25 protein-coding genes and 1 other annotated feature are annotated in these 23,298 nt (G+C 54.0%); of the genes, 22 read left to right on the forward strand and 3 right to left on the reverse strand.

The annotated features are described in order from the left end of the window. The first annotated feature begins 108 nt into the window (after positions 1-108). Positions 109-1,242 (forward strand): ABC transporter substrate-binding protein, encoded by a 1,134-nt coding sequence (locus tag EBA31_RS11130; protein WP_046375047.1) that lies wholly within the window; start codon positions 109-111, stop codon positions 1,240-1,242. A gap of 38 nt (positions 1,243-1,280) precedes the next feature. Here the strand turns inward: EBA31_RS11130 and EBA31_RS11135 are convergent, their stop codons facing one another. Both EBA31_RS11135 and EBA31_RS11140 read right to left on the reverse strand, forming a co-directional pair. Further along, positions 1,281-1,967 (reverse strand): MarC family NAAT transporter, encoded by a 687-nt coding sequence (locus tag EBA31_RS11135; protein WP_020826577.1) that lies wholly within the window; start codon positions 1,965-1,967, stop codon positions 1,281-1,283. Between the two features lie 124 nt (positions 1,968-2,091). Then, positions 2,092-2,313 carry a hypothetical protein gene (locus tag EBA31_RS11140; protein ID WP_122079060.1) on the reverse strand — a complete coding sequence of 74 codons (222 nt, stop codon included), beginning with the start codon at positions 2,311-2,313 and terminating at the stop codon, positions 2,092-2,094. A 247-nt stretch (positions 2,314-2,560) separates the two neighbouring features. On the opposite strand from EBA31_RS11140, the gene EBA31_RS11145 reads away from it, so the two are divergent. The 10 genes from EBA31_RS11145 to ihfA all read left to right on the forward strand — a co-directional run bounded on the left by EBA31_RS11145 (position 2,561) and on the right by ihfA (position 11,908). Further along, positions 2,561-3,601, forward strand: coding sequence for a PspA/IM30 family protein (locus tag EBA31_RS11145; RefSeq protein WP_122079062.1), 1,041 nt, complete (start codon positions 2,561-2,563; stop codon positions 3,599-3,601). Positions 3,602-3,852: 251 nt separating this feature from the next. Beyond that, positions 3,853-4,464 carry a hypothetical protein gene (locus EBA31_RS11150; RefSeq protein ID WP_122080611.1) on the forward strand — a complete coding sequence of 204 codons (612 nt, stop codon included), beginning with the start codon at positions 3,853-3,855 and terminating at the stop codon, positions 4,462-4,464. A gap of 223 nt (positions 4,465-4,687) precedes the next feature. Continuing rightward, positions 4,688-6,616, forward strand: coding sequence for a threonine--tRNA ligase (gene thrS / locus EBA31_RS11155; RefSeq protein ID WP_041414516.1), 1,929 nt, complete (start codon positions 4,688-4,690; stop codon positions 6,614-6,616). Between the two features lie 3 nt (positions 6,617-6,619). Then, positions 6,620-7,171: a translation initiation factor IF-3 gene (gene infC, locus EBA31_RS11160; protein ID WP_013812633.1), complete on the forward strand. Its 552-nt coding sequence runs from the start codon at positions 6,620-6,622 to the stop codon at positions 7,169-7,171. A gap of 98 nt (positions 7,172-7,269) precedes the next feature. After that, positions 7,270-7,467, forward strand: a complete 198-nt coding sequence (gene rpmI, locus EBA31_RS11165) for a 50S ribosomal protein L35 (RefSeq protein WP_004931418.1) — start codon at positions 7,270-7,272, stop codon at positions 7,465-7,467. Between the two features lie 43 nt (positions 7,468-7,510). Next, positions 7,511-7,867: a 50S ribosomal protein L20 gene (gene rplT, locus EBA31_RS11170; protein ID WP_020826620.1), complete on the forward strand. Its 357-nt coding sequence runs from the start codon at positions 7,511-7,513 to the stop codon at positions 7,865-7,867. Positions 7,868-7,980: 113 nt separating this feature from the next. Next, positions 7,981-8,103, forward strand: a sequence feature (Phe leader region). After that, positions 7,985-8,029 carry a pheST operon leader peptide PheM gene (pheM, locus tag EBA31_RS26920; protein ID WP_121626058.1) on the forward strand — a complete coding sequence of 15 codons (45 nt, stop codon included), beginning with the start codon at positions 7,985-7,987 and terminating at the stop codon, positions 8,027-8,029. It overlaps the preceding feature by 45 nt. A gap of 118 nt (positions 8,104-8,221) precedes the next feature. After that, positions 8,222-9,205: a phenylalanine--tRNA ligase subunit alpha gene (pheS, locus tag EBA31_RS11180; RefSeq protein WP_020826621.1), complete on the forward strand. Its 984-nt coding sequence runs from the start codon at positions 8,222-8,224 to the stop codon at positions 9,203-9,205. 14 nt (positions 9,206-9,219) lie between these two features. Continuing rightward, positions 9,220-11,607, forward strand: coding sequence for a phenylalanine--tRNA ligase subunit beta (pheT, locus tag EBA31_RS11185; protein WP_122079066.1), 2,388 nt, complete (start codon positions 9,220-9,222; stop codon positions 11,605-11,607). Between the two features lie 4 nt (positions 11,608-11,611). Beyond that, complete coding sequence (gene ihfA / locus EBA31_RS11190; RefSeq protein ID WP_004943604.1) at positions 11,612-11,908, forward strand: integration host factor subunit alpha; 297 nt, start codon at positions 11,612-11,614, stop codon at positions 11,906-11,908. A gap of 216 nt (positions 11,909-12,124) precedes the next feature. Here ihfA and EBA31_RS27175 read toward each other — a convergent pair whose 3' ends face one another. Further along, complete coding sequence (locus EBA31_RS27175) at positions 12,125-12,256, reverse strand: hypothetical protein (RefSeq protein WP_020826623.1); 132 nt, start codon at positions 12,254-12,256, stop codon at positions 12,125-12,127. A gap of 232 nt (positions 12,257-12,488) precedes the next feature. On the opposite strand from EBA31_RS27175, the gene EBA31_RS11195 reads away from it, so the two are divergent. From EBA31_RS11195 to arnF, 11 genes are all read left to right on the forward strand, one after another. Beyond that, entirely contained in the window at positions 12,489-12,908 is a 420-nt protein-coding gene (locus EBA31_RS11195) for a DUF2502 domain-containing protein (RefSeq protein ID WP_020826624.1), read from the forward strand. Between the two features lie 173 nt (positions 12,909-13,081). Continuing rightward, on the forward strand, positions 13,082-14,089 hold the full coding sequence (gene btuC / locus EBA31_RS11200; RefSeq protein ID WP_122079068.1) for a vitamin B12 ABC transporter permease BtuC: 1,008 nt from the start codon (positions 13,082-13,084) through the stop codon (positions 14,087-14,089). 41 nt (positions 14,090-14,130) lie between these two features. Further along, positions 14,131-14,682, forward strand: coding sequence for a glutathione peroxidase (locus EBA31_RS11205; protein WP_122079071.1), 552 nt, complete (start codon positions 14,131-14,133; stop codon positions 14,680-14,682). Between the two features lie 20 nt (positions 14,683-14,702). Then, the gene (gene btuD, locus EBA31_RS11210; RefSeq protein WP_116690594.1) at positions 14,703-15,458 is read left to right on the forward strand and encodes a vitamin B12 ABC transporter ATP-binding protein BtuD; all 756 of its coding nucleotides are present in this window, start codon (positions 14,703-14,705) and stop codon (positions 15,456-15,458) included. 400 nt (positions 15,459-15,858) lie between these two features. Next, entirely contained in the window at positions 15,859-17,013 is a 1,155-nt protein-coding gene (arnB, locus tag EBA31_RS11215; RefSeq protein ID WP_122079072.1) for a UDP-4-amino-4-deoxy-L-arabinose aminotransferase, read from the forward strand. Further along, complete coding sequence (arnC, locus tag EBA31_RS11220) at positions 17,000-17,980, forward strand: undecaprenyl-phosphate 4-deoxy-4-formamido-L-arabinose transferase (protein WP_020826629.1); 981 nt, start codon at positions 17,000-17,002, stop codon at positions 17,978-17,980. Before arnB ends, arnC begins: the two co-directional genes overlap by 14 nt. Continuing rightward, entirely contained in the window at positions 17,980-19,962 is a 1,983-nt protein-coding gene (gene arnA / locus EBA31_RS11225; RefSeq protein WP_046375045.1) for a bifunctional UDP-4-amino-4-deoxy-L-arabinose formyltransferase/UDP-glucuronic acid oxidase ArnA, read from the forward strand. The genes arnC and arnA overlap by 1 nt, the downstream gene beginning before the upstream one ends. Next, positions 19,959-20,864, forward strand: coding sequence for a 4-deoxy-4-formamido-L-arabinose-phosphoundecaprenol deformylase (gene arnD, locus EBA31_RS11230; protein WP_020826631.1), 906 nt, complete (start codon positions 19,959-19,961; stop codon positions 20,862-20,864). The genes arnA and arnD overlap by 4 nt, the downstream gene beginning before the upstream one ends. Next, positions 20,861-22,525 carry a lipid IV(A) 4-amino-4-deoxy-L-arabinosyltransferase gene (arnT, locus tag EBA31_RS11235; protein ID WP_116928033.1) on the forward strand — a complete coding sequence of 555 codons (1,665 nt, stop codon included), beginning with the start codon at positions 20,861-20,863 and terminating at the stop codon, positions 22,523-22,525. The genes arnD and arnT overlap by 4 nt, the downstream gene beginning before the upstream one ends. Beyond that, the gene (arnE, locus tag EBA31_RS11240) at positions 22,522-22,869 is read left to right on the forward strand and encodes a 4-amino-4-deoxy-L-arabinose-phosphoundecaprenol flippase subunit ArnE (RefSeq protein WP_048762677.1); all 348 of its coding nucleotides are present in this window, start codon (positions 22,522-22,524) and stop codon (positions 22,867-22,869) included. Before arnT ends, arnE begins: the two co-directional genes overlap by 4 nt. After that, positions 22,866-23,255, forward strand: coding sequence for a 4-amino-4-deoxy-L-arabinose-phosphoundecaprenol flippase subunit ArnF (gene arnF / locus EBA31_RS11245; protein ID WP_122079074.1), 390 nt, complete (start codon positions 22,866-22,868; stop codon positions 23,253-23,255). Before arnE ends, arnF begins: the two co-directional genes overlap by 4 nt. The last annotated feature ends 43 nt before the right edge of the window (positions 23,256-23,298 follow it).

Consider the following 23,298-nt stretch of genomic DNA (forward strand, 5'->3'; position numbering starts at 1 on the left):
TTCACATCCCTTTTCAATTAAGCGAAAACGCACCCGGGGTTATCTTTGATAATGGGAGCGGTTCTCATTATTATTTCCGCACTGATTTCCTACGCTAAGGAGTTTTACGTGCACCGTCGAATCACCCTGTTGGCTTTGGCCTGCGCCTGCGGTTTGTCCGCTCAGGCGATGGCGACCACTTATCCGTTAACCCTGACAGATACCTCTGGCCAGAGTCTGACCATCAAGCAAGAGCCGAAGCGCATTGTGGTGCAGGACGGGCGCGATATTCTGACGCTGGCCTTGCTCGACCGCGCCGATCCTTTCGCCCGGCTGGTGGCCTGGAATAACCTGCTCAAGAAAAGCGACGGTGAAACCTGGAAGATCCTGCGTAACAAGTGGCCGGAAGCCAACGGCATTATCGATATGGGTTTTAGTGATAAGGGCGAGGTCAACCTGGAAAGCGTGATCGCCAAACAGCCTGATCTGATGGTGGCTCAACTGCGTTCCAAGCCTTCACTGAGCCAGACTGGCGTGTTGGATAAGCTGAAAGCGCTCAACATTCCGGTGCTGTTTATCGACACCATGCTCAAGCCGGTGGAAAACACCCCGAAAAGCATCACGCTGCTGGGTGAGACCCTCAACCGCGAAAGCGAAGCGAAACAGTACACCGACTTCTATCAGCAGCATTATCAGAACATCCTGGATAAAACCAAAGCCGTCGAGCCAAAGCCGTTGGTATTTATCGAGGCAAAAGCCGGTCTTAACGGGCTTGAGTCCTGTTGTTTCACTCATTCTCACGTCGGTTGGGGGGGGATGATCGAGGCGGTGGGCGCACGTAACCTGGGCTCCGCACTGTTGCCTGGCGCAACCGGCGACGTCTCCCTGGAAAAAGTGATCAGCATGAAACCTGACGCCTATATCGTGTCCGGCTCTCAATGGGCGACCAAAACCAATGCCGCAGTGCCCTTTGGTTACGGCGTGACGCAGCAGCAGGTTGATGACGCTTTTAACCGGATGAAGCAACGCCCGGGTTTCGCTCAGGTCACGGCGGTGAAGGAGGGGCGCTTCTACGGCATTTACCATAACTTCTATAACCACCCGTACAACATCGTCGGGCTGGAATATCTGGCGAAGTTTATCTATCCGAATCAGTTCAAGGAATTGGATCCGGCGAAAACCTACAGCGAAATCCTCAGCCGCTTTACCGAAGTGCCGGAAGGTAAGGGGATATTGGGTGCGCAGGCACCGGCAGGAAAGTAAATATCGTGAAGGGCGCGGCTGATACCGCGCCCTTATTGTCAGGCCGCAGGCACGTAGGTGGAGATGATTTCCAGCACGCCGTTGATAATAAACTGCACGCCCATACACACCAGCAAGAACCCCATCAGACGCGAAATAGCTTCGATGCCGCTTTTGCCCACCAGGCGCATAATGGCGCCGGAACTGCGCAGGCAAACCCACAGGATAAAAGCAACCGAGAAGAAAATCGCCACCGGGGCCACCAGCAGCACCCAATGGGCGAAACCCAGCGTATTTTCGTGAATGCTCGATGCGGAGCTGATGATCATGGCGATAGTCCCGGGGCCAGCGGTGCTTGGCATTGCCAGGGGGACAAAGGCGATATTGGCCGAGGTTTTCTTACGCAGTTCGTTTGACTTGGTTTCCACTTCTGGCGCGTCTTCTGCGCTTTGCTGCGGGAACAACATGCGGAAACCGATAAATGCCACAATCAACCCACCGGCAATACGCAGACCGGGAATGGAAATGCCGAAGGTGTTCATCACCACTTGGCCGGCGTAGAACGCCACCGTCATGATAAAGAACACATAAATGGATGCCATCAGCGACTGCTGATTGCGTTCTTCGCGCGTCATATTGCCCGACAGGCCAAGCAACAGCGCGACGGTGGTCAGCGGGTTGGCCAGTGGCAACAGCAGCACCAAACCCAGTCCGATGGCCTGGAATAACTGCAGAATACTTGTCATAAAGCGAACTCCCTGTTTTCAGTTAAAACACGACAGCGCAACCTGATCGCCTGCCATGAAATGCGAATTGCTTCCGCAATAAGTGACTTAAAATACAATGAATTAATAAAAGGTTCTCACGCCGTTAACCTGGACTGCCAGGGGGGAGCAATTCAAGAACGGCGTCGGTATTAGCGTCATCGTCGTTCACGCAATCATTGGTAATCTCCGGTGTATCCTCACATTCCATCGGCGGCTCATTCACCGCGATGGCCCGTGGATGACGGTCTGCTCCCAGATGGAGCAGGACAAAAAGAGCCGTCAGCACAAGGCAGGCGCCAACGAGTAATTTCAATAACCGGTTCATGATGCGGGGTGCTTCTCAACTCTGCCGTTAATGGCATCAGGATAGCGGGAGCCAGAGATGTTCGCCATCGCTGATTTGCGCAATGTGCAGGGAGCAAAACGCCGGCTAAACACGGACAAAGAGTACATGTATCATTAGTTAATTTTATATTTTTGATCATTAAGCCACCCCTTTTTTTATTGGATTCTATACTGATAGGGCTTTCGGGCAGTTTCACTTAATCGAAAAGCTTAAAAGGAGTTTTACTATGCAAGTGGCAAACGAATTGGCAACGGTTAAAAAAATATCGTGGGGCAGCGTAATTGGCGGGGTTATCACCGTTTTGGCGGTGTCGCTGCTGCTGTCTACTCTGGGGACCAGTCTGGGGTTTTCCATCGTCGATCCGACCTCTGACGATCCGGTCAACGGGGCCGGCACTACTGTAGTGGTTTGGTCTGCAATTTCGATCATCCTGAGCCTGGCTGCCGGTGCCTTTATTGCCGGTCGTCTGGCAGCGAATGATGGGTTAATCCACGGTTTCCTGGTTTGGGCCACCTCGCTGATTGTAGCGGCCGTGTTGGGCGCTTTGTTGGTGGGGTCTGCAGTCAAAGCTACCGGGAACGCGCTGGGGGCTATTGCCTCAACTTCCGGTAGCCTGCTTTCCGGTGCCGGGTCAGCCATTGGTAAAGGCGCTTCGGGTCTCGCGGATGCCGGCGGCAAAGTGTTTGATAAGTTGGGTATCGACACCAAGTTGGAATCCGAAAAGTTACAAGACAATGTCGTGGCGGCACTGAAAAAAAGCGATATCCCTTCATTGCAGCCGGAGTTTATGCAGCAACAGTTGGACGCGGCCAAGAGTGAAGTGGGGGACGCGGTAAAAGCGTTGGCGCTGCAGCCTGACAATAGCGATGCAATTATTCAGGATCTGGTTGCCAAATTGAAAAAGCACGGTGAGGCCATTTCGCAGGACGTCGATGAGGATTCGCTCAAGAAAGCGCTGTCGGAGAATACCGATATGACACCGCAGGAAGTTGACCAGACCGTCAAAAATCTGGTGGATGCGAAAAACAAAACGGCGCAGCTGGTGAATCAGCGCTTGAATGACGTGGAAGTAAAAATCAATCAGGCTAAGCAGGAATATACAGAGCTGAAGCAAAAAGCGCGCGAGCAGGCAGCGGAAGCGGCTAAGGCCTTGTCTCATGCGGCCCTGTGGTCATTCTTCGCATTGCTGATTGGCGCAGTCATCAGCGCGTTGGCCGGCCTGTGGGGCGTTAAGACCAACAGCCGTATCGTGGTGGTGAGAGAATAACGGCGACAAGGAGTAAGCCGGGTCTTACTTGCGCGTCTCAGTATCGGGATGAGAGGCCCGGATCTTCACGACGGTGAAGTGACAGCCAGGAAAGACTGGCATCCTCCCTGGCAATTTGCCGGGGATTTTTGTTTTTTATGGCCCTTTAGTGGCAAATCAGACACGAAGTAAGCCTATTCCGCATCAATTGCTACGATCCCCTTGCGCAGGTGAATACCATAGTCGCGCTTTAAATAATAACGAGTATGACTATGAAACATGATCTGCAAATTTTACTGGGAAAAATAGGCTCTTTTCTGCTTTACAGCGCATTTTTGGCTGCGCTGATGGGCTTAATGTTCATTGATGTGCACTGGTTGCATAATTTTGTCTACGAAACCTCCTTAACCGAATCGGCGCAGGAAGTGATGCTGGCCGCCATCTCAGGCTTGTTCTTGGTGGCTGCACGCCGGCAAGTTGCCTACCGGCCCGCATGGGTGTTGGCGGGAGGTTTCTTCCTTTGCATGCTGATCCGCGAGATGGATTTTGCCTTCGATATGCTGTGGCACGGTTCCTGGTTGTGGTTCGCCTTGGCGGTGACGCTTGGATGCCTGTGGTATGCGTCACGCCACATTGAGGCCACGGTGCAGGGATTGGCGCATTTCGTGACGCATCCGAGCTACGGCATGATGTGCGCAGGCCTGCTGTGCATTCTGGTATTTTCACGCTTGTTTGGCATGAATTCTCTGTGGCAAATGCTGATGCTGGATGGCTATAACCGAGTGGTGAAGAACATGGTGGAAGAGGGCTGCGAGCTGTTGGGTTACGCCTTCTGCCTGATTGCCGCGTTGGGTTACCTGAAGGACCGCCCAGCTTCCCGCTAAAGCCGGGCCTGTGCCGCAGTTTATTTATCCGGAACAATTTTAGTGATACTATCCGCTTAGCCAATATGGCTGTGAAGGTATGCTTTCCATTCTGTGTACCAAGTTAGGTTTCAATCTGGCAATTGTGGGCGAGATCTGAAACTTGGCTGACTAAACCCAAACTCAATTTTCGTACTGCATGTGATCTGTCGTGTGGGTCACCACTGTAGATAAGGAATTATTAATGCCTGTTATTACTCTTCCTGACGGAAGTCAGCGTCATTTCGATCACCCTGTTTCCCCTTTGGATGTTGCCCGCGATATCGGCCCTGGCCTGGCGAAAGCCTGTATTGCCGGCCGTGTGAACGGTGAACTGGTTGATGCCGGCGATCTGATCGAATCAGACGCGCAGTTGGCTATCATCACCATCAAGGATGCCGAAGGCCTGGAAATCATGCGCCACTCCTGTGCGCACCTGTTGGGTCATGCCATCAAGCAGCTGTGGCCAGACACCAAAATGGCTATCGGCCCAGTGATCGACAACGGTTTCTATTATGACGTTGATATCGACCGTACCCTGACGCAGGAAGACCTGGATCTGCTGGAAAAGCGGATGCATGAGTTGGCCGACAAAGATTATGACGTCATCAAGAAGAAGGTTAGCTGGCAAGAAGCCCGTGACACCTTTGCCGCGCGTGGTGAAAACTACAAAGTGGCGATTCTGGATGAGAACATCAGCCATGACGACCGTCCTGGCCTGTATCACCACGAAGAATATGTCGACATGTGCCGCGGTCCGCACGTGCCGAACATGCGTTTCTGCCATCACTTCAAACTGCAGAAAACGTCTGGCGCCTACTGGCGTGGCGACAGTAAAAATAAAATGCTGCAGCGTATCTACGGCACTGCATGGGCAGACAAGAAACAGCTGAATGCCTATCTGCAGCGTCTGGAAGAAGCCGCCAAGCGTGACCACCGCAAGATCGGCAAGCAGCTTGACCTGTACCATATGCAGGAAGAAGCGCCGGGTATGGTGTTCTGGCACAACGATGGCTGGACAATTTTCCGCGAGCTGGAAGCCTTTGTGCGCATGAAGCTCAAAGAGTACCAGTACCAGGAAGTGAAAGGGCCATTTATGATGGACCGTGTGCTGTGGGAAAAAACCGGCCACTGGGAAAACTATAAAGATGCCATGTTCACCACCTCGTCGGAAAACCGCGAGTATTGCATCAAGCCGATGAACTGCCCGGGTCACGTGCAGATCTTCAACCAGGGCCTGAAATCCTACCGTGATTTGCCGCTGCGTATGGGTGAGTTCGGCAGCTGCCATCGTAACGAGCCTTCGGGTTCTCTGCATGGCCTGATGCGCGTACGCGGGTTCACCCAGGATGACGCCCATATCTTCTGTACTGAAGAGCAGGTGCGTGCCGAGGTGAACGAATGTATCCGTATGGTCTATGATGTTTACGGTACCTTTGGCTTCGACAAGATTGCGGTAAAACTTTCTACTCGCCCTGAAAAGCGTATCGGGACTGACGATATGTGGACCCGTGCGGAAGAGGATCTGGCTGCGGCGCTGACTGAAAACGGGATTCCGTTTGAATATCAGCCGGGTGAGGGTGCCTTCTACGGACCAAAAATTGAATTTACTCTGCATGATTGTTTGGATCGTGCATGGCAATGTGGTACCGTGCAGCTCGATTTCTTCTTACCTGGCCGTTTAGGCGCATCGTATGTTGGCGAAAACAACGATCGCGTGGTCCCGGTAATGATTCACCGCGCTATTTTGGGCTCCATGGAGCGTTTCATCGGTATTCTTACCGAAGAGTACGCAGGGTTCTACCCAACCTGGATTGCTCCGGTGCAGGTGGTGGTGATGAATATCACCGACAGCCAGTCTGATTATGTCCAGCAATTGACCAAAAAACTGCAGGACGCAGGGATTCGCGTTAAAGCGGACTTGAGAAATGAGAAGATTGGCTTTAAAATTCGCGAACATACTTTACGACGGGTTCCTTACATGTTGGTCTGCGGTGATAAAGAGGTCGAATCAGGCAAAGTTGCCGTTCGTACCCGCCGTGGCAAAGACCTGGGAAGCCTGGACGTAAACGAAGTCGTAGACAAGCTGCAAAAAGAGATTCGCAGCCGTAGTCTTCATCAACTGGAGGAATAAAGTATTAAAGGCGGAAAACGAGTTCAACCGGCGCGTCCTAATCGCATTAACAGAGAAATTCGCGCGCAAGAAGTTCGCCTAACCGGCGTCGATGGCGAGCAGATTGGTATTGTCAGTCTGAATGAAGCTCTTGAAAAAGCTGAGGAAGCGGGCGTTGATTTAGTAGAAATCAGCCCAAATGCCGAACCGCCAGTTTGCCGAATCATGGATTACGGCAAATTCCTCTACGAGAAGAGCAAGTCGACAAAAGAACAGAAGAAGAAGCAAAAAGTTATTCAGGTCAAGGAAATCAAATTCCGTCCTGGTACCGATGATGGCGACTATCAGGTCAAACTACGCAACCTGATTCGCTTTCTGGAAGATGGCGATAAAGCCAAAATCACCCTGCGTTTCCGTGGGCGTGAGATGGCGCACCAACAGATCGGTATGGAAGTGCTTAACCGCGTCCGTAAAGACCTGTGTGAAGATTCTGATTTGGCCATTGTCGAATCCTTCCCTACGAGGATCGAAGGCCGTCAGATGATCATGGTGCTCGCACCGAAGAAGAGACAGTAAGGCTTCCAAGTAATCGAACCCGCGCAGCGCTTGCGTTGTGTGGGTTTTATTCGCCTCACTGATTCGTTGTTTAACAATGCGAAGTGGATTTAATTAAAATGCCAAAGATTAAAACTGTACGTGGTGCAGCCAAACGCTTCAAAAAAACCGGCAGCGGTGGTTTTAAGCGTAAACATGCTAACCTGCGTCATATTCTGACCAAAAAAGCAACCAAGCGTAAACGTCACCTGCGTCCGAAAGGCATGGTGTCTAAAAACGATCTGGTCCTGGTTACCGCGTGCCTGCCGTACGCTTAAGCCATTTTTTTTGAATCTAGAATAAGACTTTAGGAGAGAGCATATGGCTCGCGTAAAACGTGGTGTAATTGCACGCGCACGTCACAAGAAAATTTTAAAACAAGCGAAAGGTTACTACGGTGCCCGTTCGCGCGTTTATCGTGTTGCCTTCCAGGCAGTAATCAAAGCAGGTCAGTACGCTTACCGTGACCGTCGTCAACGTAAGCGTCAGTTCCGTCAGCTGTGGATTGCACGTATCAACGCAGCTGCACGTCAGAACGACATGTCTTACAGCAAATTCATTAACGGCTTGAAAAAAGCTTCTATTGAAATTGACCGTAAGATCTTGGCTGACATCGCGGTCTTCGACAAAGTGGCATTCTCTGCACTGGTTGAGAAAGCGAAAGCAGCACTGGCGTAAGTCAGTTGAAGAGGGAGCTTGCTCCCTCTTTTAATCTTTAGCTTTCAGAGACAATATTGACTTTTATTGCCCGCCGCTTTATCACTGGTGGACAATCATCGACAAGGTAACGCAATCATGCACGCTGCTATTTTTCGTTTCTTCTTTTACTTTAGCGCCTGATCTCAGGAGGCTTTGCGCGTAAGAAAAGAAACGAAAAGTAGCGCCTAAGCCTCCCCTGTGGAGGCTTTTTTGTTTTTGGCCGTCTTCTGAGCCGGGTTAAAGCGTTAAATGCTTTGAAGATGTGCTAAAGGCGTGTTCGAATAATAGATAACAATTACTTAGAGCCATATCGGCCAGAGGAAGAGGAAAGCAATGCCACATCTCGCAGAGCTGGTTGCCAATGCCAAGGCAGCCGTAGAAGATGCCCAGGATGTTGCCGCGTTGGATTTGGTGCGCGTCGAATATTTAGGCAAGAAAGGCCATTTTACCTTGCAGATGCAATCGCTGCGTGACGTGCCGGCAGAAGATCGCCCGGCAGCAGGCGCGGTAATCAACCAGGCAAAACAGGCAGTGCAGGATGCGCTGAACGCGCGTAAAAATACGCTGGAATCGGCTGCGCTGAACGAGCGACTGGCAGCAGAAACCATCGACGTTTCCCTGCCGGGCCGTCGTATGGAAAACGGTGGGCTGCATCCGGTCACCCGTACCATCGACCGTATCGAAGCTTTCTTCGGCGAACTGGGTTTCTCCGTTGAGACTGGGCCTGAGATTGAAGACGACTATCATAACTTCGACGCGTTGAACATTCCGGGTCACCACCCGGCGCGTGCCGATCACGATACCTTCTGGTTCGACGCCACGCGCTTGCTGCGCACCCAGACTTCCGGCGTGCAAATCCGCACCATGAAGAACCAACAGCCGCCAATCCGCATTATTGCGCCGGGCCGCGTTTATCGTAATGACTACGACCAAACGCACACCCCGATGTTCCATCAGATGGAAGGGCTGATTGTCGATAAAGACATCAGCTTCACCAATCTGAAGGGCACGCTGCATGATTTCCTGAACAACTTCTTTGAAGAAGATTTGCAGGTTCGTTTCCGTCCGTCTTACTTCCCGTTTACCGAACCTTCCGCTGAGGTGGATGTGATGGGTAAAAACGGCAAGTGGCTGGAAGTTCTGGGTTGCGGCATGGTGCACCCGAACGTTCTGCGCAATGTGGGCATCGATCCGGAAATCTATTCCGGCTTCGCTTTCGGTATGGGTATGGAGCGTCTGACGATGCTGCGTTACGGCGTCACCGACCTGCGTGCGTTCTTCGAAAACGATCTGCGTTTCCTCAAACAGTTTAAGTAAGGCGGGAATATCACATGAAATTCAGTGAACTCTGGTTGCGCGAGTGGGTAAACCCGGCCATCAGCAGCGAAGCATTATCCGATCAAATTACCATGGCCGGTCTGGAAGTAGACGGCGTGGAGCCGGTTGCCGGCGCCTTTAACGGCGTGGTGGTAGGCCATGTGGTTGAGTGCGGTCAGCACCCGAACGCAGACAAATTGCGCGTGACCAAGGTCAACGTGGGTGGCGATCGCCTGCTGGACATCGTCTGTGGCGCGCCAAATTGCCGTACCGGCCTGAAGGTGGCGGTTGCCACCGTAGGCGCAGTACTGCCGGGTGACTTCAAGATCAAAGCTGCCAAACTGCGCGGCGAGCCTTCCGAAGGCATGCTGTGTTCGTTCTCCGAGCTGGGCATTACCGACGATCACGACGGTATCATTGAGCTGCCGGAAGACGCGCCGATTGGCACCGATATCCGTGAATACCTGTCGCTTGACGACAACACCATCGAAATCAGCGTAACGCCAAACCGTGCCGATTGCCTGGGCATTATCGGTGTGGCGCGTGACGTTGGGGTGCTGAACCAGGTCGCGCTGACCGAGCCGGATATGAGCCCGGTAGCCGCCACTATTGCGGATACGCTGCCAATTCGCGTTGACGCGCCGCAGGCGTGCCCGCGTTACCTGGGCCGCGTAGTAAAAGGCATCAATGTCAAAGCGGCAAGCCCACTGTGGATGCGCGAGAAGCTGCGTCGTTGCGGCATCCGCTCCATTGACGCAGTGGTTGACGTGACCAACTACGTACTGTTGGAACTGGGTCAGCCAATGCACGCCTTCGATCTGAGCCGTATTGAAGGCGGTATCGTGGTGCGTATGGCGAGCGAAGGCGAAACCCTGACGCTGCTGGACGGCAACGAAGCCAAACTGAATGCCGATACCTTAGTGATCGCCGATCACCAGAAAGCGCTCGCCATGGGCGGCATCTTCGGTGGTGAACACTCCGGCGTGAATGAAACTACTCAGGACGTGCTGCTGGAATGCGCGTTCTTCAGCCCGCTGTCCATTACCGGTCGTGCACGCCGTAATGGTTTGCACACTGACGCTTCACATCGCTACGAGCGTGGCGTTGATCCTGCATTGCAGTACAAAGCGATGGAGCGTGCGACCCGCCTGCTGATTGATATCTGTGGCGGTCAGGCTGGCCCGGTCATCGATGTGACAGCTGAAGCCGAATTGCCGAAGCGTGCCACCATCACCCTGCGTCGCGAAAAGCTGGACCGTCTGATCGGCCACGTGGTACCAAGCGAGCAGGTGAGCGATATTCTGCGTCGTTTGGGTTGCCAGGTGACCGAGCAAGGTGACAACTGGCTGGCGGTCGCGCCGAGCTGGCGTTTCGATATGGAAATCGAAGAGGACCTGGTAGAAGAAGTCGCACGCGTTTACGGCTACAACAATATTCCTGACGTGCCGGTACGTGCTGACCTGATCATGACCAAGCATCGCGAAGCGGATCTAACGCTCAAGCGTGTGAAAACCATGCTGGTCGATCACGGCTTCCAGGAAGCGATCACTTACAGCTTCGTCGATCCTAAGGTTCAGGCCTTGCTGCACCCGGGCGAAGAAATGCTGATCCTGCCAAGCCCAATCTCGGTAGAGATGTCCGCTATGCGCCTGTCGCTGTGGACCGGCTTGCTGTCTGCGGTGGTGTATAACCAGAATCGTCAGCAGACTCGTCTGCGCCTGTTTGAAAGCGGCCTGCGCTTTGTGCCTGATACTGCGGCAAATCTGGGTATCCGTCAGGATGTCATGCTGGCAGGGGTGATTGCCGGCCATACGCATGAAGAACATTGGGATCTGGCGCGTAAGCCGGTCGACTTCTATGATTTGAAAGGGGATCTGGAGTCTGTCCTGGAGCTGACCGGTAAATTATCCGAAATTCAGTTCAAGGCAGAGACCAATCCAGCCCTGCATCCAGGGCAAAGCGCCGCTATTTATTTCCAGGGCGAACGTGTCGGTTTCATCGGTGTGGTTCATCCGGAACTTGAACGTAAACTGGATCTTAACGGCCGTACCGTGGTGTTTGAACTGGAGTGGAACAAGGTCGCAAGCCGCGCCGTGCCTCAGGCGCGGGAGATATCTCGCTTCCCGGCAAACCGTCGAGATATCGCCGTTGTGGTGGCTGAAAACGTCCCCGCAGAAGATATTTTGGCAGAGTGTAAGAAAGTTGGCGCAAATCAGGTAGTTGGCGTAAACTTGTTTGATGTGTACCGTGGCAAGGGCGTGGCAGAGGGTTATAAGAGCCTGGCTATCAGTCTGGTATTGCAGGATACCGCTCGTACACTGGAAGAAGAGGAGATAGCCGTTACCGTTGCAAAATGTGTAGAGGCTCTAAAACAGCGATTCCAAGCATCCTTGAGGGATTGAACCTATGGCGCTTACTAAAGCTGAAATGTCAGAACACCTGTTTGAAAAGCTTGGGCTTAGCAAACGGGATGCCAAAGACCTGGTAGAACTGTTTTTCGAAGAGGTACGTCGTGCTCTTGAGAACGGTGAGCAGGTGAAACTGTCAGGTTTTGGCAATTTTGATTTGCGTGACAAGAACCAACGTCCGGGGCGTAACCCGAAGACCGGCGAGGACATTCCGATTACGGCGCGCCGCGTGGTCACTTTCCGTCCAGGGCAAAAACTGAAAAGTCGGGTAGAGAACGCAAGCCCGAAAGAGTAAGTTGCGTGAAACCAAAAAAGGCCGCTTTTGCGGCCTTTTTCTTTTTTTGAAGAAAAATTCGGTTTATTCCTAAATTATGGCCGTAAGAGCCTATGCGATTAAATGAAGTGGGTTGGTGTTTAATATTAAGATATCCAATTTTTTGCGGATTTTTCTTATGGATATTAATGTCCTTTCTTTACCTGAAATAAAATCAGGAGCCTCGGCTCCTGGTTTTTAATAATGGTTGTAATAGTGACCCGGGCCACCACCGCCACGATGACCGCCACCGTGGGGGCCGAAGCAGCAGGCGCTGAGCGCGGTGGTCAACACGGCGACCGTGAACAACATTCCAATGCGTTTAATCATAATAATATCTCTTTGATAAGTGTCAGCGTCATTATAAATAGCGGCATGGCATCCGGTATGTCAGCTATTCGTTAAACGTTGTTATCAGCTGTTTTATTTAATCTGAAAAATGAGAGTGTATGGATTATGTAAGCGAGGTGAAAACGATCTGAAAATAGGCATTGCGGCGATAGGCGTAAAATAATCGCGCTGATATAACCAGCTCAGCAAAAAATAAAGTGAGAGTGCCAAAATGAAAAAGATCCTGTTGCTGGTGTGTTTACCGCTGCTGTTGCCGCTCGTGGCCCAGGCAGATGTCTCCATTGATATCAACGTGCCGGGCGTCTCGGTCCATCTGGGGGATCAGGATCGGCGAGGTTACTACTGGGACGGCTATGACTGGCGTCCGCCACAGTGGTGGCATGCTCATCAGGGACGCGGCGTGGGTGAGCGTAATAGCCGTGGTCTGTACTGGGACGGTGGTCGCTGGCAACCCTCACCGCCGCGCGGCAACGATCACCGGAGTCCAGAGCGGGGCGGCAATCCGTTCCACGGTGAACGCGATAACCGTAACGATGGCAACCGTCATGATAATGACCACGGTAAGGGCCGCGGCAACGACAATGACCACGGTAAACCCTACCCACAAAACGGAAATGATCCGCGACGCTAATTGAGTGTACGACGTCTGGTGTTGCCCCTCAGTGGAGGGGGGCAGCATCAGCCGTTGTTTTCCTGCCATAATCCTTAAGCAAGGCTTTCCCTTCTGGCGCTAACCCCCTAATATTTGCCCCAGACGTCAATTATTCGACCGCCGCTCGCGGCCCGCAGGGAATCGCCACACCTATGCCAACCAGCCAGACCTTTACTTTATTACTGTACAAACAGCGTCATCGCGATAAACGCCATTTATGGCTGTTGGCGCTGGGCGTTGCCGTGGCTTTTGTTTTTAGCCTCAGCGCGGGTGATGTCTGGCTTTGGCCCTCACAGTGGTCAAGTGATGCGGCGCAGCTGTTTGTCTGGCAATTACGCCTGCCGCGTGCGCTAGCGGTGATGTTGGTCGGAGCCAGCCTGGCCATTGCCGGTGCGGTAATGCAGGCCTTGTTTGAGAATCCGTTGGCTGAGCCTGGCTTATTGGGAGTGGCTAACGGTGCCGGGGTTGCACTGGTGCTAATGGTATTACTGGGCAACGGCCTGCTGCCGGTGGCGTTGATGAGCCTGAGCGCCATTGCGGGTGCGTTAATCATGACCTTTATGCTGCTGAGCTTTGCTCGTCGCAAGCGTCTTACCAACGCGCGATTATTGTTGGTCGGCGTTGCCTTGGGCATTGTGTGCAGTGCAGTGATGACCTGGGCAGTGTACTTCAGTTCCAGCCTGGATCTGCGCCAGCTAATGTACTGGATGATGGGCGGCTTTGGCGGCGTAGACTGGCGCCAAAAATGGCTGGTGCTGGCCCTGGTGCCGGTGGTGCTGTGGCTGTGTTGCCAGGGCAAGGCGCTGAACTTTATGGCGCTGGGCGAGGTACAGGCCCGCCAGCTCGGGCTTTCACTGCATTTGTGGCGTAATCTGCTGGTGCTGGCAATCGGCTGGCTGGTAGGCGTCAGCGTGGCGTTGGCGGGGGTGATCGGATTTGTCGGGCTGGTGATACCGCATATGCTGCGCCTTAGCGGTTTGACCAATCAGCGTTATTTACTGCCGGGTTGCGCACTGGCCGGTGCCGGCGTCTTGCTGGCGGCCGATGTGGTGGCGCGTATTACGCTGCTGTCGGCTGAATTGCCCATCGGGGTGGTGACAGCCACCCTGGGGGCACCCCTGTTTATCTGGTTGCTCACCCGGGTAAAAAGCGTAAGGTAGTTTCTCTGTTCACCTGCAAGTAAAACAAGAGGATAAGCTCCATGACTCAAGCTATTTATGACATTCCGCTGAACACCATCGAGAATCAATCTACCACGCTGGCACAATATAAAGGCCGTGTGTTGCTGGTGGTGAATGTGGCGTCGGAATGCGGCCTGACCAAGCAATATGAAGGGCTGGAAGCCCTGTACGAAACCTACCGGGATCAAGGTTTTGAGGTGCTGGGATTCCCCTCCAACGAATTTCTGGGGCAGGAGCCGGGCAGCAACGAAGAGATCCTGGCGTTTTGCCGGGGTACCTTTGGCGTTCAGTTCCCGATGTTTGCCAAACTGGAAGTGAACGGCGAAAACCGCCATCCATTGTATCAGGCGTTGACCGCCGCCAAACCGCACGCCGTTGCGCCACAGGGCAGTGGGTTCCTGGCGCGTATGAGCAGCAAGGGGCGGGCACCAAAGCAAACTGGCGATATCCTGTGGAACTTCGAGAAATTCCTGATTGGCCGCGATGGCAAGGTCATCGAACGCTTTTCCCCGGATACGACGCCGGAAGATCCTGCGTTGCTGGCCGCCGTCAAACAGGCGCTGGCCGACTAAAGAAGGAGCGGTAATACATCATGCTGCAACTCAGGCAGGTTGGGGTAGAAGGGCGCTTGGCCCCGTTTTCAGCACAGGTTGATGCTGGGTTGCAGTTTCACCTTATTGGCCCGAACGGCGCCGGTAAAAGCACGCTGTTGGCCTGCCTGGCGGGTATCTTGCCCGGTATCGGGGAGATCCTGCTGGACGGTCATCCGCTGAAAAGTTTTCAGGGCAATGAGCTGGCACTGCGTCGTGGTTATTTAAGCCAACAGCAACCCCCGGTGGCGTTGATGCCGGTATTCCAGTATCTGGCATTGCATCAACCGGCGGGAGCTTCGGAAGAGGCGCTGGAAAGCACCATTCTTTATCTGTGCCAGCGTTTAAAGCTGATGGACAAGCTGCCGCGCATGTTGACTCAACTATCCGGCGGGGAATGGCAGCGAGTACGTCTGGCCGCGGTGTTGCTGCAGGTCTGGCCGACGGTTAACCCGTACAGCCAATTGCTGCTGTTGGATGAACCGACCAACAGCCTGGACGTGGCGCAGAAGGTGGCATTGGACCGACTATTAAGAGAGTTTTGCCAGAGTGGGCGCAGTGCCTTGGTTTGCGCGCACGATCTCAACCACACCTTACAGCAGGCCGATCGGGTCTGGCTGCTGCATGCGGGGCGCTTAGTTGCTCAGGGCAGCACGCGGGAGGTGATGGAACCGGTTCTGCTGTCACAAATTTATGACGTCGATTTTCATTTGCAGGCAGTGGGCGATCAACGCTGGATTATGACCAAAACCGCCTAGTGCGCTAGCGTATTGAAAATGCGGCCTAAACGAAAATTAAACGGACTCGATATAAATAGCCGAGTAAGCATCGGCTTTATTTCACTCTTCGCCAAAAATTATCTCATAAATCTTGAAAACCGTCGCTGACGTGCTACGCTGATTTAGTTCGAATAAAATAAGTAAATAATTATTAATAACCATAACTAATTGATTTTTAAATCAATATAAAATGATGATGATGGCCCTCGCAAATCAGATAGTCCGCTGATAATTAATCTCGCCTTAAGGTTTAGTTAAGCTTGCGGCCGTACATTGGCAGTTAATCCACCGGGAACGATTCTCTCTGGCGTTTAATATTCGTTAAATAAAAGAGATCTACAGTGTCATTAAAAGAAATTTGATACGTTTGGGGTTAACTATGGATCAATTTTTACCTTTCTCACGCCCGGCGATCGGCGATGAAGAAATCGCGGCGGTAGAAAAGGTATTGCGCTCAGGGTGGATCACCACCGGACCGCAAAATCAGCAGTTGGAAAGTGAGTTTTGCGCCACCTTCGGCTGCAAACATGCGATTGCCGTTTGTTCCGCTACTGCAGGCATGCATATCACCCTGATGGCTCTGGGCATTGGTCCCGGCGATGAAGTCATCACTCCCTCACAAACTTGGGTTTCAACCCTCAACATGATTGAGTTGCTCGGCGCCACGCCGGTAATGATCGACGTTGATCGCGATACGTTGATGGTCAATGCCAAAGATGTTGAAGCCGCCATTACGACCAAAACCAAAGCCATTGTCCCGGTGCATTACGCTGGTGCGCCACTGCAAATGGATGCATTGCGAGACGTGGCCAAACGCCATAATCTGCCGCTGATTGAAGACGCCGCTCATGCGGTGGGTTCCCGTTACAACGGTGAATGGGTTGGCGCACAAGGAACGGCCATCTTCTCGTTCCACGCGATTAAAAACCTGACCTGTGCCGAAGGTGGCCTGATTGCCACCGACGACGATGTACTGGCGGATCGTCTGCGCTGTCTGAAGTTTCACGGTCTGGCCGTTGACGCTTTCGACCGTCAGCAACTGGGCCGCAAGCCGCAGGCCGAAGTGGTGGAACCGGGCTACAAATACAACCTTTCGGATATCCACGCGGCCATCGCCGTCGTACAGCTGGCGCGCCTGCCGCAGTTGAACGCCCGCCGTAAAGAGCTGGCACAGCGTTATCTCACCGCGCTGGAAGGTTCACCTTTCCTGCCGCTGGGGTTGCCTGATTATCCGCATGACCACGCCTGGCACCTGTTCATGGTGCGCGTTGACGCCGAGCGTTGCGGTATCGATCGCGACCAACTGATGGAACGCCTGAAAGAGGTGGGCATTGGTACCGGTCTGCATTTCCGTGCCGCGCATACCCAGAAGTTTTACCGCGACCGCTATCCGCAATTGTCCTTACCCAATACCGAATGGAACTCGGCGCGTTTGTGCACCTTGCCGCTATTCCCTGATATGACCGACGCTGATGTTGATCGCGTGGTCAAAGCCTTATCTTCTGTTGTGGAGTCGTTACGTGTCTCGCGTTGAACCGATTAAAAAAGTTTCGGTGGTGATCCCGGTGTACAACGAGCAGGAAAGTTTACCTGCCTTGCTTGAACGTACCACCGCCGCCTGTAAACAGCTGGCCCAGCCCTATGAAATTATCCTGGTCGATGACGGCAGCAGCGACAATTCTGCCGATATGCTGACCGCTGCCGCCGAACAGCCCGGCAGTTGCGTCATTGCCGTATTGCTGAACCGCAACTATGGGCAGCACTCGGCAATCATGGCCGGTTTCAATCAGGTGAGCGGCGATCTGGTGATCACGCTGGATGCTGACCTGCAAAACCCGCCGGAAGAGATCCCGCGGTTGGTGCGGGTGGCGGAAGAGGGTTACGACGTGGTCGGCACTGTGCGCGCCAACCGTCAGGACTCCTGGTTCCGTAAAAGCGCTTCCCGCATCATCAATATGATGATCCAGCGCGCTACCGGTAAATCGATGGGCGACTATGGCTGCATGTTGCGCGCCTATCGCCGCCACATTATCGAAGCGATGCTGAACTGCCACGAGCGCAGCACCTTTATCCCGATCCTGGCGAATACCTTCGCCCGTCGTACCACTGAAATTGACGTGCTGCACGCTGAACGCGAGTTTGGCGACTCTAAATACAGCCTGATGAAGCTGATTAATCTGATGTACGACCTGATCACCTGTTTGACCACCACGCCGCTGCGTTTGCTGAGCGTAGTGGGCAGCGTGATTGCGCTTTCGGGTTTCGTGCTGGCGGTATTGCTGATCGCCCTGCGTTTGATCATGGGCCCTGAATGGGCGGGCGGCGGGGTGTTCACCCTGTTTGCCGTGCTGTTTTCCTTTATTGGCGCCCAATTTGTCGGCATGGGTCTGTTGGGAGAGTACATCGGTCGTATTTATACCGACGTGCGTGCTCGTCCTCGTTATTTTGTTCAGAAAGTGGTCGGTGAACAGCCGAACCACAATACTCAGGAAGAAGAATGATGAAAGCTATTGTATTTGCTTACCATGATATTGGCTGCGCAGGTCTGAAAGCGCTGACTGACGCAGGCTATGACGTTCAAGCAGTATTCACGCATACCGACGATCCTGGTGAGAACAACTTCTTCTCCTCCGTTGCCCGTGTGGGTGCAGAATTGGAGTTACCGGTCTATGCGCCGGAGGACGTTAACCACCCGCTGTGGATCGAACGCATTCGCCAGATGCAGCCGGACATTATTTTCTCCTTCTATTACCGTAATCTGCTGAGCGACGAGCTGCTGTCGCTGGCGCCGCTTGGCGGTTTCAACCTCCATGGTTCACTGCTGCCTCGCTACCGTGGCCGCGCACCGGTGAACTGGGCGCTGGTGAACGGCGAAACAGAAACCGGCGCTACGCTGCATAAAATGGTCAAGCGTCCGGACGCCGGCGATATCGTTGGTCAGCGCAAAGTGGCAATCGCCGCTGACGACACGGCGCTGACGCTGCACAAAAAAGTGCTGGAAGCCGCACAGTCATTGCTGAAGGACGAACTGCCGAAGCTGAAAAACGGCACGGCGACATTCAGTGCGCAAAACGAAGCCGAAGCCAGCTACTTTGGCCGCCGGACTGCGGCAGACGGTGAGATCCTGTGGCATAAATCGGCGCAGGAAATCAACAACCTGATCCGCGCAGTGACCGAACCTTATCCTGGCGCCTTCAGCTATCTCGGCCAGCGTAAATTGATTGTCTGGCGTGCTCGCGTGCTGGATGCGCAGCATGACAAGCAGCCTGGTACCGTGCTCAGTACTTCTCCGCTGGTCATTGCCTGCGGCGAAGGCGCACTGGAAATCGTTGCCGGTCAAAATGATGCCGGCCTGTACGTACAGGGTAGCCGTCTGGCGCAGGAAATGGGCATCGTCACCGACGTACGTCTGGCCGCCAAGCCCAACGCAGTGATGAAGCGCAGAACCCGCGTATTGATCCTCGGCGTTAACGGCTTTATCGGTAACCACCTGACCGAACGTCTGCTGCGTGACGATCGTTACGACATTTACGGTTTGGATATCGGTTCTGATGCCATCAGCCGTTTCCTGGATAACCCGCGCTTCCACTTTGTGGAAGGGGATATCAGCATCCATTCCGAGTGGATCGAGTATCACATCAAGAAATGTGATGTCGTTCTGCCGCTGGTGGCCATCGCCACGCCGATCGAGTACACCCGCAATCCACTGCGCGTGTTTGAGTTGGATTTTGAAGAAAACCTGAAAATCGTTCGTGACTGCGTGAAATACAACAAGCGCATCATCTTCCCGTCCACCTCCGAAGTGTACGGTATGTGCGACGACAAAGAGTTCGACGAAGATCATTCCCGCCTGATCGTCGGGCCAATCAACAAACAACGCTGGATTTACTCGGTGTCCAAGCAGCTGTTGGACCGAGTCATCTGGGCCTATGGTGCCAAAGAAGGACTGAAGTTTACGCTGTTCCGTCCGTTTAACTGGATGGGACCGCGCCTGGATAACCTGGATGCAGCGCGCATCGGTTCTTCCCGTGCCATCACCCAGTTGATCCTCAATCTGGTGGAAGGTTCGCCGATCAAACTGATGGACGGCGGGGCGCAAAAACGCTGCTTTACCGATATCAACGACGGTATTGAAGCGCTGTTCCGCATTATCGAAAACCGCGACGGCTTGTGCGATGGACAAATCGTCAACATTGGTAATCCGACCAACGAGGCCAGCATCCGCGAACTGGCGGAAATGCTGCTCGAAAGCTTCAATAATCACCCGTTGCGCGACCGCTTCCCGCCGTTTGCCGGCTTTAAGGATGTCGAAAGCAGCAGCTATTACGGCAAGGGTTATCAGGACGTTGAGCACCGTACGCCAAGCATCAAAAATGCCCGTCGCCTGCTGGATTGGCAGCCGACCATCGCGATGCAGCAAACCGTTGCCGATACCTTGGACTACTTCTTGCGCACCACCGTTCAGGAAGGTGACGGTGCATGAAGAAAGTCGGTCTGCGAGTTGATGTAGATACTTTCAGCGGTACCCGTGAAGGGGTACCGCAGTTGCTGGAGTTGTTCGACAAGTACAACATTCAGGCCAGTTTCTTCTTCAGCGTAGGGCCGGACAATATGGGGCGCCATCTGTGGCGCCTTTTACGTCCGAAATTCCTGTGGAAAATGCTGCGCTCGAACGCCGCGTCGCTGTACGGCTGGGATATTCTGCTGGCCGGTACCGCCTGGCCGGGGCGTAATATCGCCCGTGCCCTGGGGCCATTGATGAAACTCACCGCCCAGGCGGGGCATGAAGTGGGCCTGCACGCCTGGGATCATCAGGGCTGGCAGGCCAAGGTCGGCCGTTGGTCTGAGGCGCAGTTGACGCAACAGGTGCAGCTGGGTGTTGATGCGCTGACTGCCAGTACCGGGCTGCCGGTCAAATGTTCGGCCGTTGCCGGTTGGCGCGCGGACACACGGGTGCTGGAAGTGAAGCAGCGCTTCGGTTTTCACTACAACAGCGATTGTCGTGGTACCCATCCGTTCCGTCCGCTGTTAAGCGATGGCCGTGTGGGAACCGTGCAGATCCCGGTGACGTTACCGACCTTTGATGAGGTGATTGGCAGTGAAGTCAGCATGGCTGACTTCAACGATTACATTTTACGGGCGATTGAAAACGATCGCGGCGTGCCGGTTTATACCATTCATACCGAAGTTGAAGGTATGTCTCAGGCCGCAATGTTTGAGCAGTTACTGCAACGGGCGCAACGGCAGGGCATAGAATTCTGCCCGTTAAGCACCTTGTTGCCACAAGATTTGGCGTCATTGCCATTGGGCCGCGTCGAGCGTGCTCCTTTCCCTGGCCGCGAAGGTTGGCTGGGTTGTCAAACCGATGTGAAGGACGATTCATGAAGGCGCTAAAAGGATCCTGGGCCATTGTGTTGGCCATTTTTTTTGCTCTGGTTTACCTGATCCCCCTCAATGGTCGCCTGCTGTGGCAACCGGATGAAACTCGTTACGCCGAGATCAGCCGTGAAATGCTGCAACGCGGCGACTGGGTAGTGCCGCATCTGCTTGGGCTGCGTTATTTTGAAAAACCGGTTGCCGGATATTGGTTCAACAACATCAGCCAGTGGCTGTTTGGCGATACCAACTTCGCGGTGCGTTTTGGCTCGGTATTCAGCACCGGCATGACCGCCGTGCTGGTGTTCGCGCTGGCAATGCTGATGTGGCGCAACGCGCGCCGCGCCAGCCTGGCGACGTTGATTTTTCTGTCGATGGTGCTGGTGTTCAGCATCGGCACGTACAGCGTGCTGGATCCGATGATTTCCCTGTGGCTGGTGGCGGCTATGGTCAGTTATTACCTGACGCTGAAAGCCACCACGGTCAAGGGTAAAGTCGGCGGTTACGTGTTGCTGGGGCTGGCCTGCGGCATGGGCTTTATGACCAAGGGGTTCCTGGCGCTGGCGGTGCCGGTGATTGCGGTGATCCCGATAGTCATTCAGCAGCGGCGGATCAAGGATCTCTTGATCTACGGCCCGTTGGCGATCCTGACCGCGGTATTGCTTAGCCTGCCTTGGGCGCTGGCTATTGCTCAACGTGAGCCGGACTTCTGGAACTACTTCTTCTGGGTGGAGCATATTCAGCGTTTTGCCGAGGATAACGCCCAGCACAAAGCGCCGTTCTGGTATTACATCCCGATTTTGATGGCGGCGGTATTACCGTGGCTGGCGTTGTTGCCGGGATCTTTGCTTAAGGGTTGGCGTGAACGCGTCCAACGGCCGGAGCTGTTCTTCCTGCTGAGTTGGGTGATGATGCCGCTGATCTTTTTCAGCATCGCCAAAGGCAAACTGCCGACCTATATTTTGCCGTGCATGGCGCCGTTGGCGCTGTTGATGGCCGCTTACGCTGAGGATTATGCGGCAAGCCTACGCAGCAAAACCTTCAAGATCAACGCATTGCTGAACGGCTTATTTGGTCTGATTTGCGTGGTGGCGCTGCTGGTGCTGGGTTCAGGATTGCTGCCGAAGGTGAAGCTGTTTGGGGCACAAGAGTGGCCGAAGATCGTCATCGGCATTATTATGTTCGGCGGTTGGCTGTTATTTGCCATAGTGTCGGCGCGTAATAACGCGCAACGCTGGCGCTGGGCGGCGGCTTGTCCGCTACTGCTGTGCTTGCTGGTGGGTTACGCCATTCCGCAGCAGGTCACTGACTCCAAGCTGCCGCAAAACTTTATCAGCGTAAATATGGCGCAGTTGGGCCATAGCCGTTACGTATTGACCGACAGCGCAGGGGTAGCGGCAGGGCTGGCCTGGGAGTTGAAGCGCAGCGATGTGCTGATGTTCAGCGAGAAAGGTGAGGTGGCTTATGGCCTGGCCTACCCGGATTCCCGCAGCCATTTCATCAGCGATGCCGACTTCCCGCAGTGGTTGGCCCAGGCGCGAAAACAGGGTGACGTCTCATTGGTATTGCAACTGTCGAGAGGGGATCACGTGCCGCAAACCTTACCGGCAGCGGATAAAGTGGTTGAGATGAACCGCTTAGCGCTGCTTTGGTATCAACAGCAGCCATGATAGTCGGCTACTTGCTGGTGCTGGTGGTCAGCCTGCTCACCTGCGGTGGGCAGCTGTGCCAGAAACAAGCGGCCCAGAGTTGGCAATTGCCCCCCGACGTCAGACGGGGGGTGACGCTGCGCTGGCTGCTTCTGGCGGTGTTGTTGCTGGGGTTGGGCATGGCGGTCTGGCTCAACGTGCTGCAGCGCTTGCCGCTCAGCCTGGCTTATCCGACGCTCAGCCTGAATTTTGTGTTGGTGACATTAGCTGCCCGGTGGTTGTTTAACGAACCCACCACCGCACGTCATTGGTACGGCGTGGCGTCGATCATGTTGGGGATCCTGCTGATGAGTATCAATCCATGAGGGGTTACGCCTGGGGCGCGGCCAGCGTACTCTTGGTCACGCTGGCGCAGCTACTGATGAAGTGGGGTATGGCGCAGATCCCTCTGATGTCGTTTGCCGACGTGACGTTAAGCCTGTTTGCCCAGTATTGGGTGCCGCTACTGGCGGTCAGCGGTGGTATCTTCGGTTATGCGTTGTCCATGCTATGCTGGTTCTTCGCGCTGCACCATCTGCCACTAAACCGCGCTTACCCACTGCTGAGCGTGAGCTATGCGCTGGTGTACCTGGCCGCGGTGATCCTGCCGTGGTTTAACGAATCCGCCACCCTGTTGAAAACGTTGGGAACGCTGTTTATCCTGTTTGGCGTGTGGCTGATTAACAGCCAGGCCAAGGTAAAAACGCCTTAATAGCGCAAAAAGTGGCGCCAATGCGATTATCTCCTTCACCGTG

The organism is Serratia sp. P2ACOL2 (assembly GCF_003691565.1).
In the GTDB taxonomy this organism is placed as follows: domain Bacteria; phylum Pseudomonadota; class Gammaproteobacteria; order Enterobacterales; family Enterobacteriaceae; genus Serratia; species Serratia liquefaciens.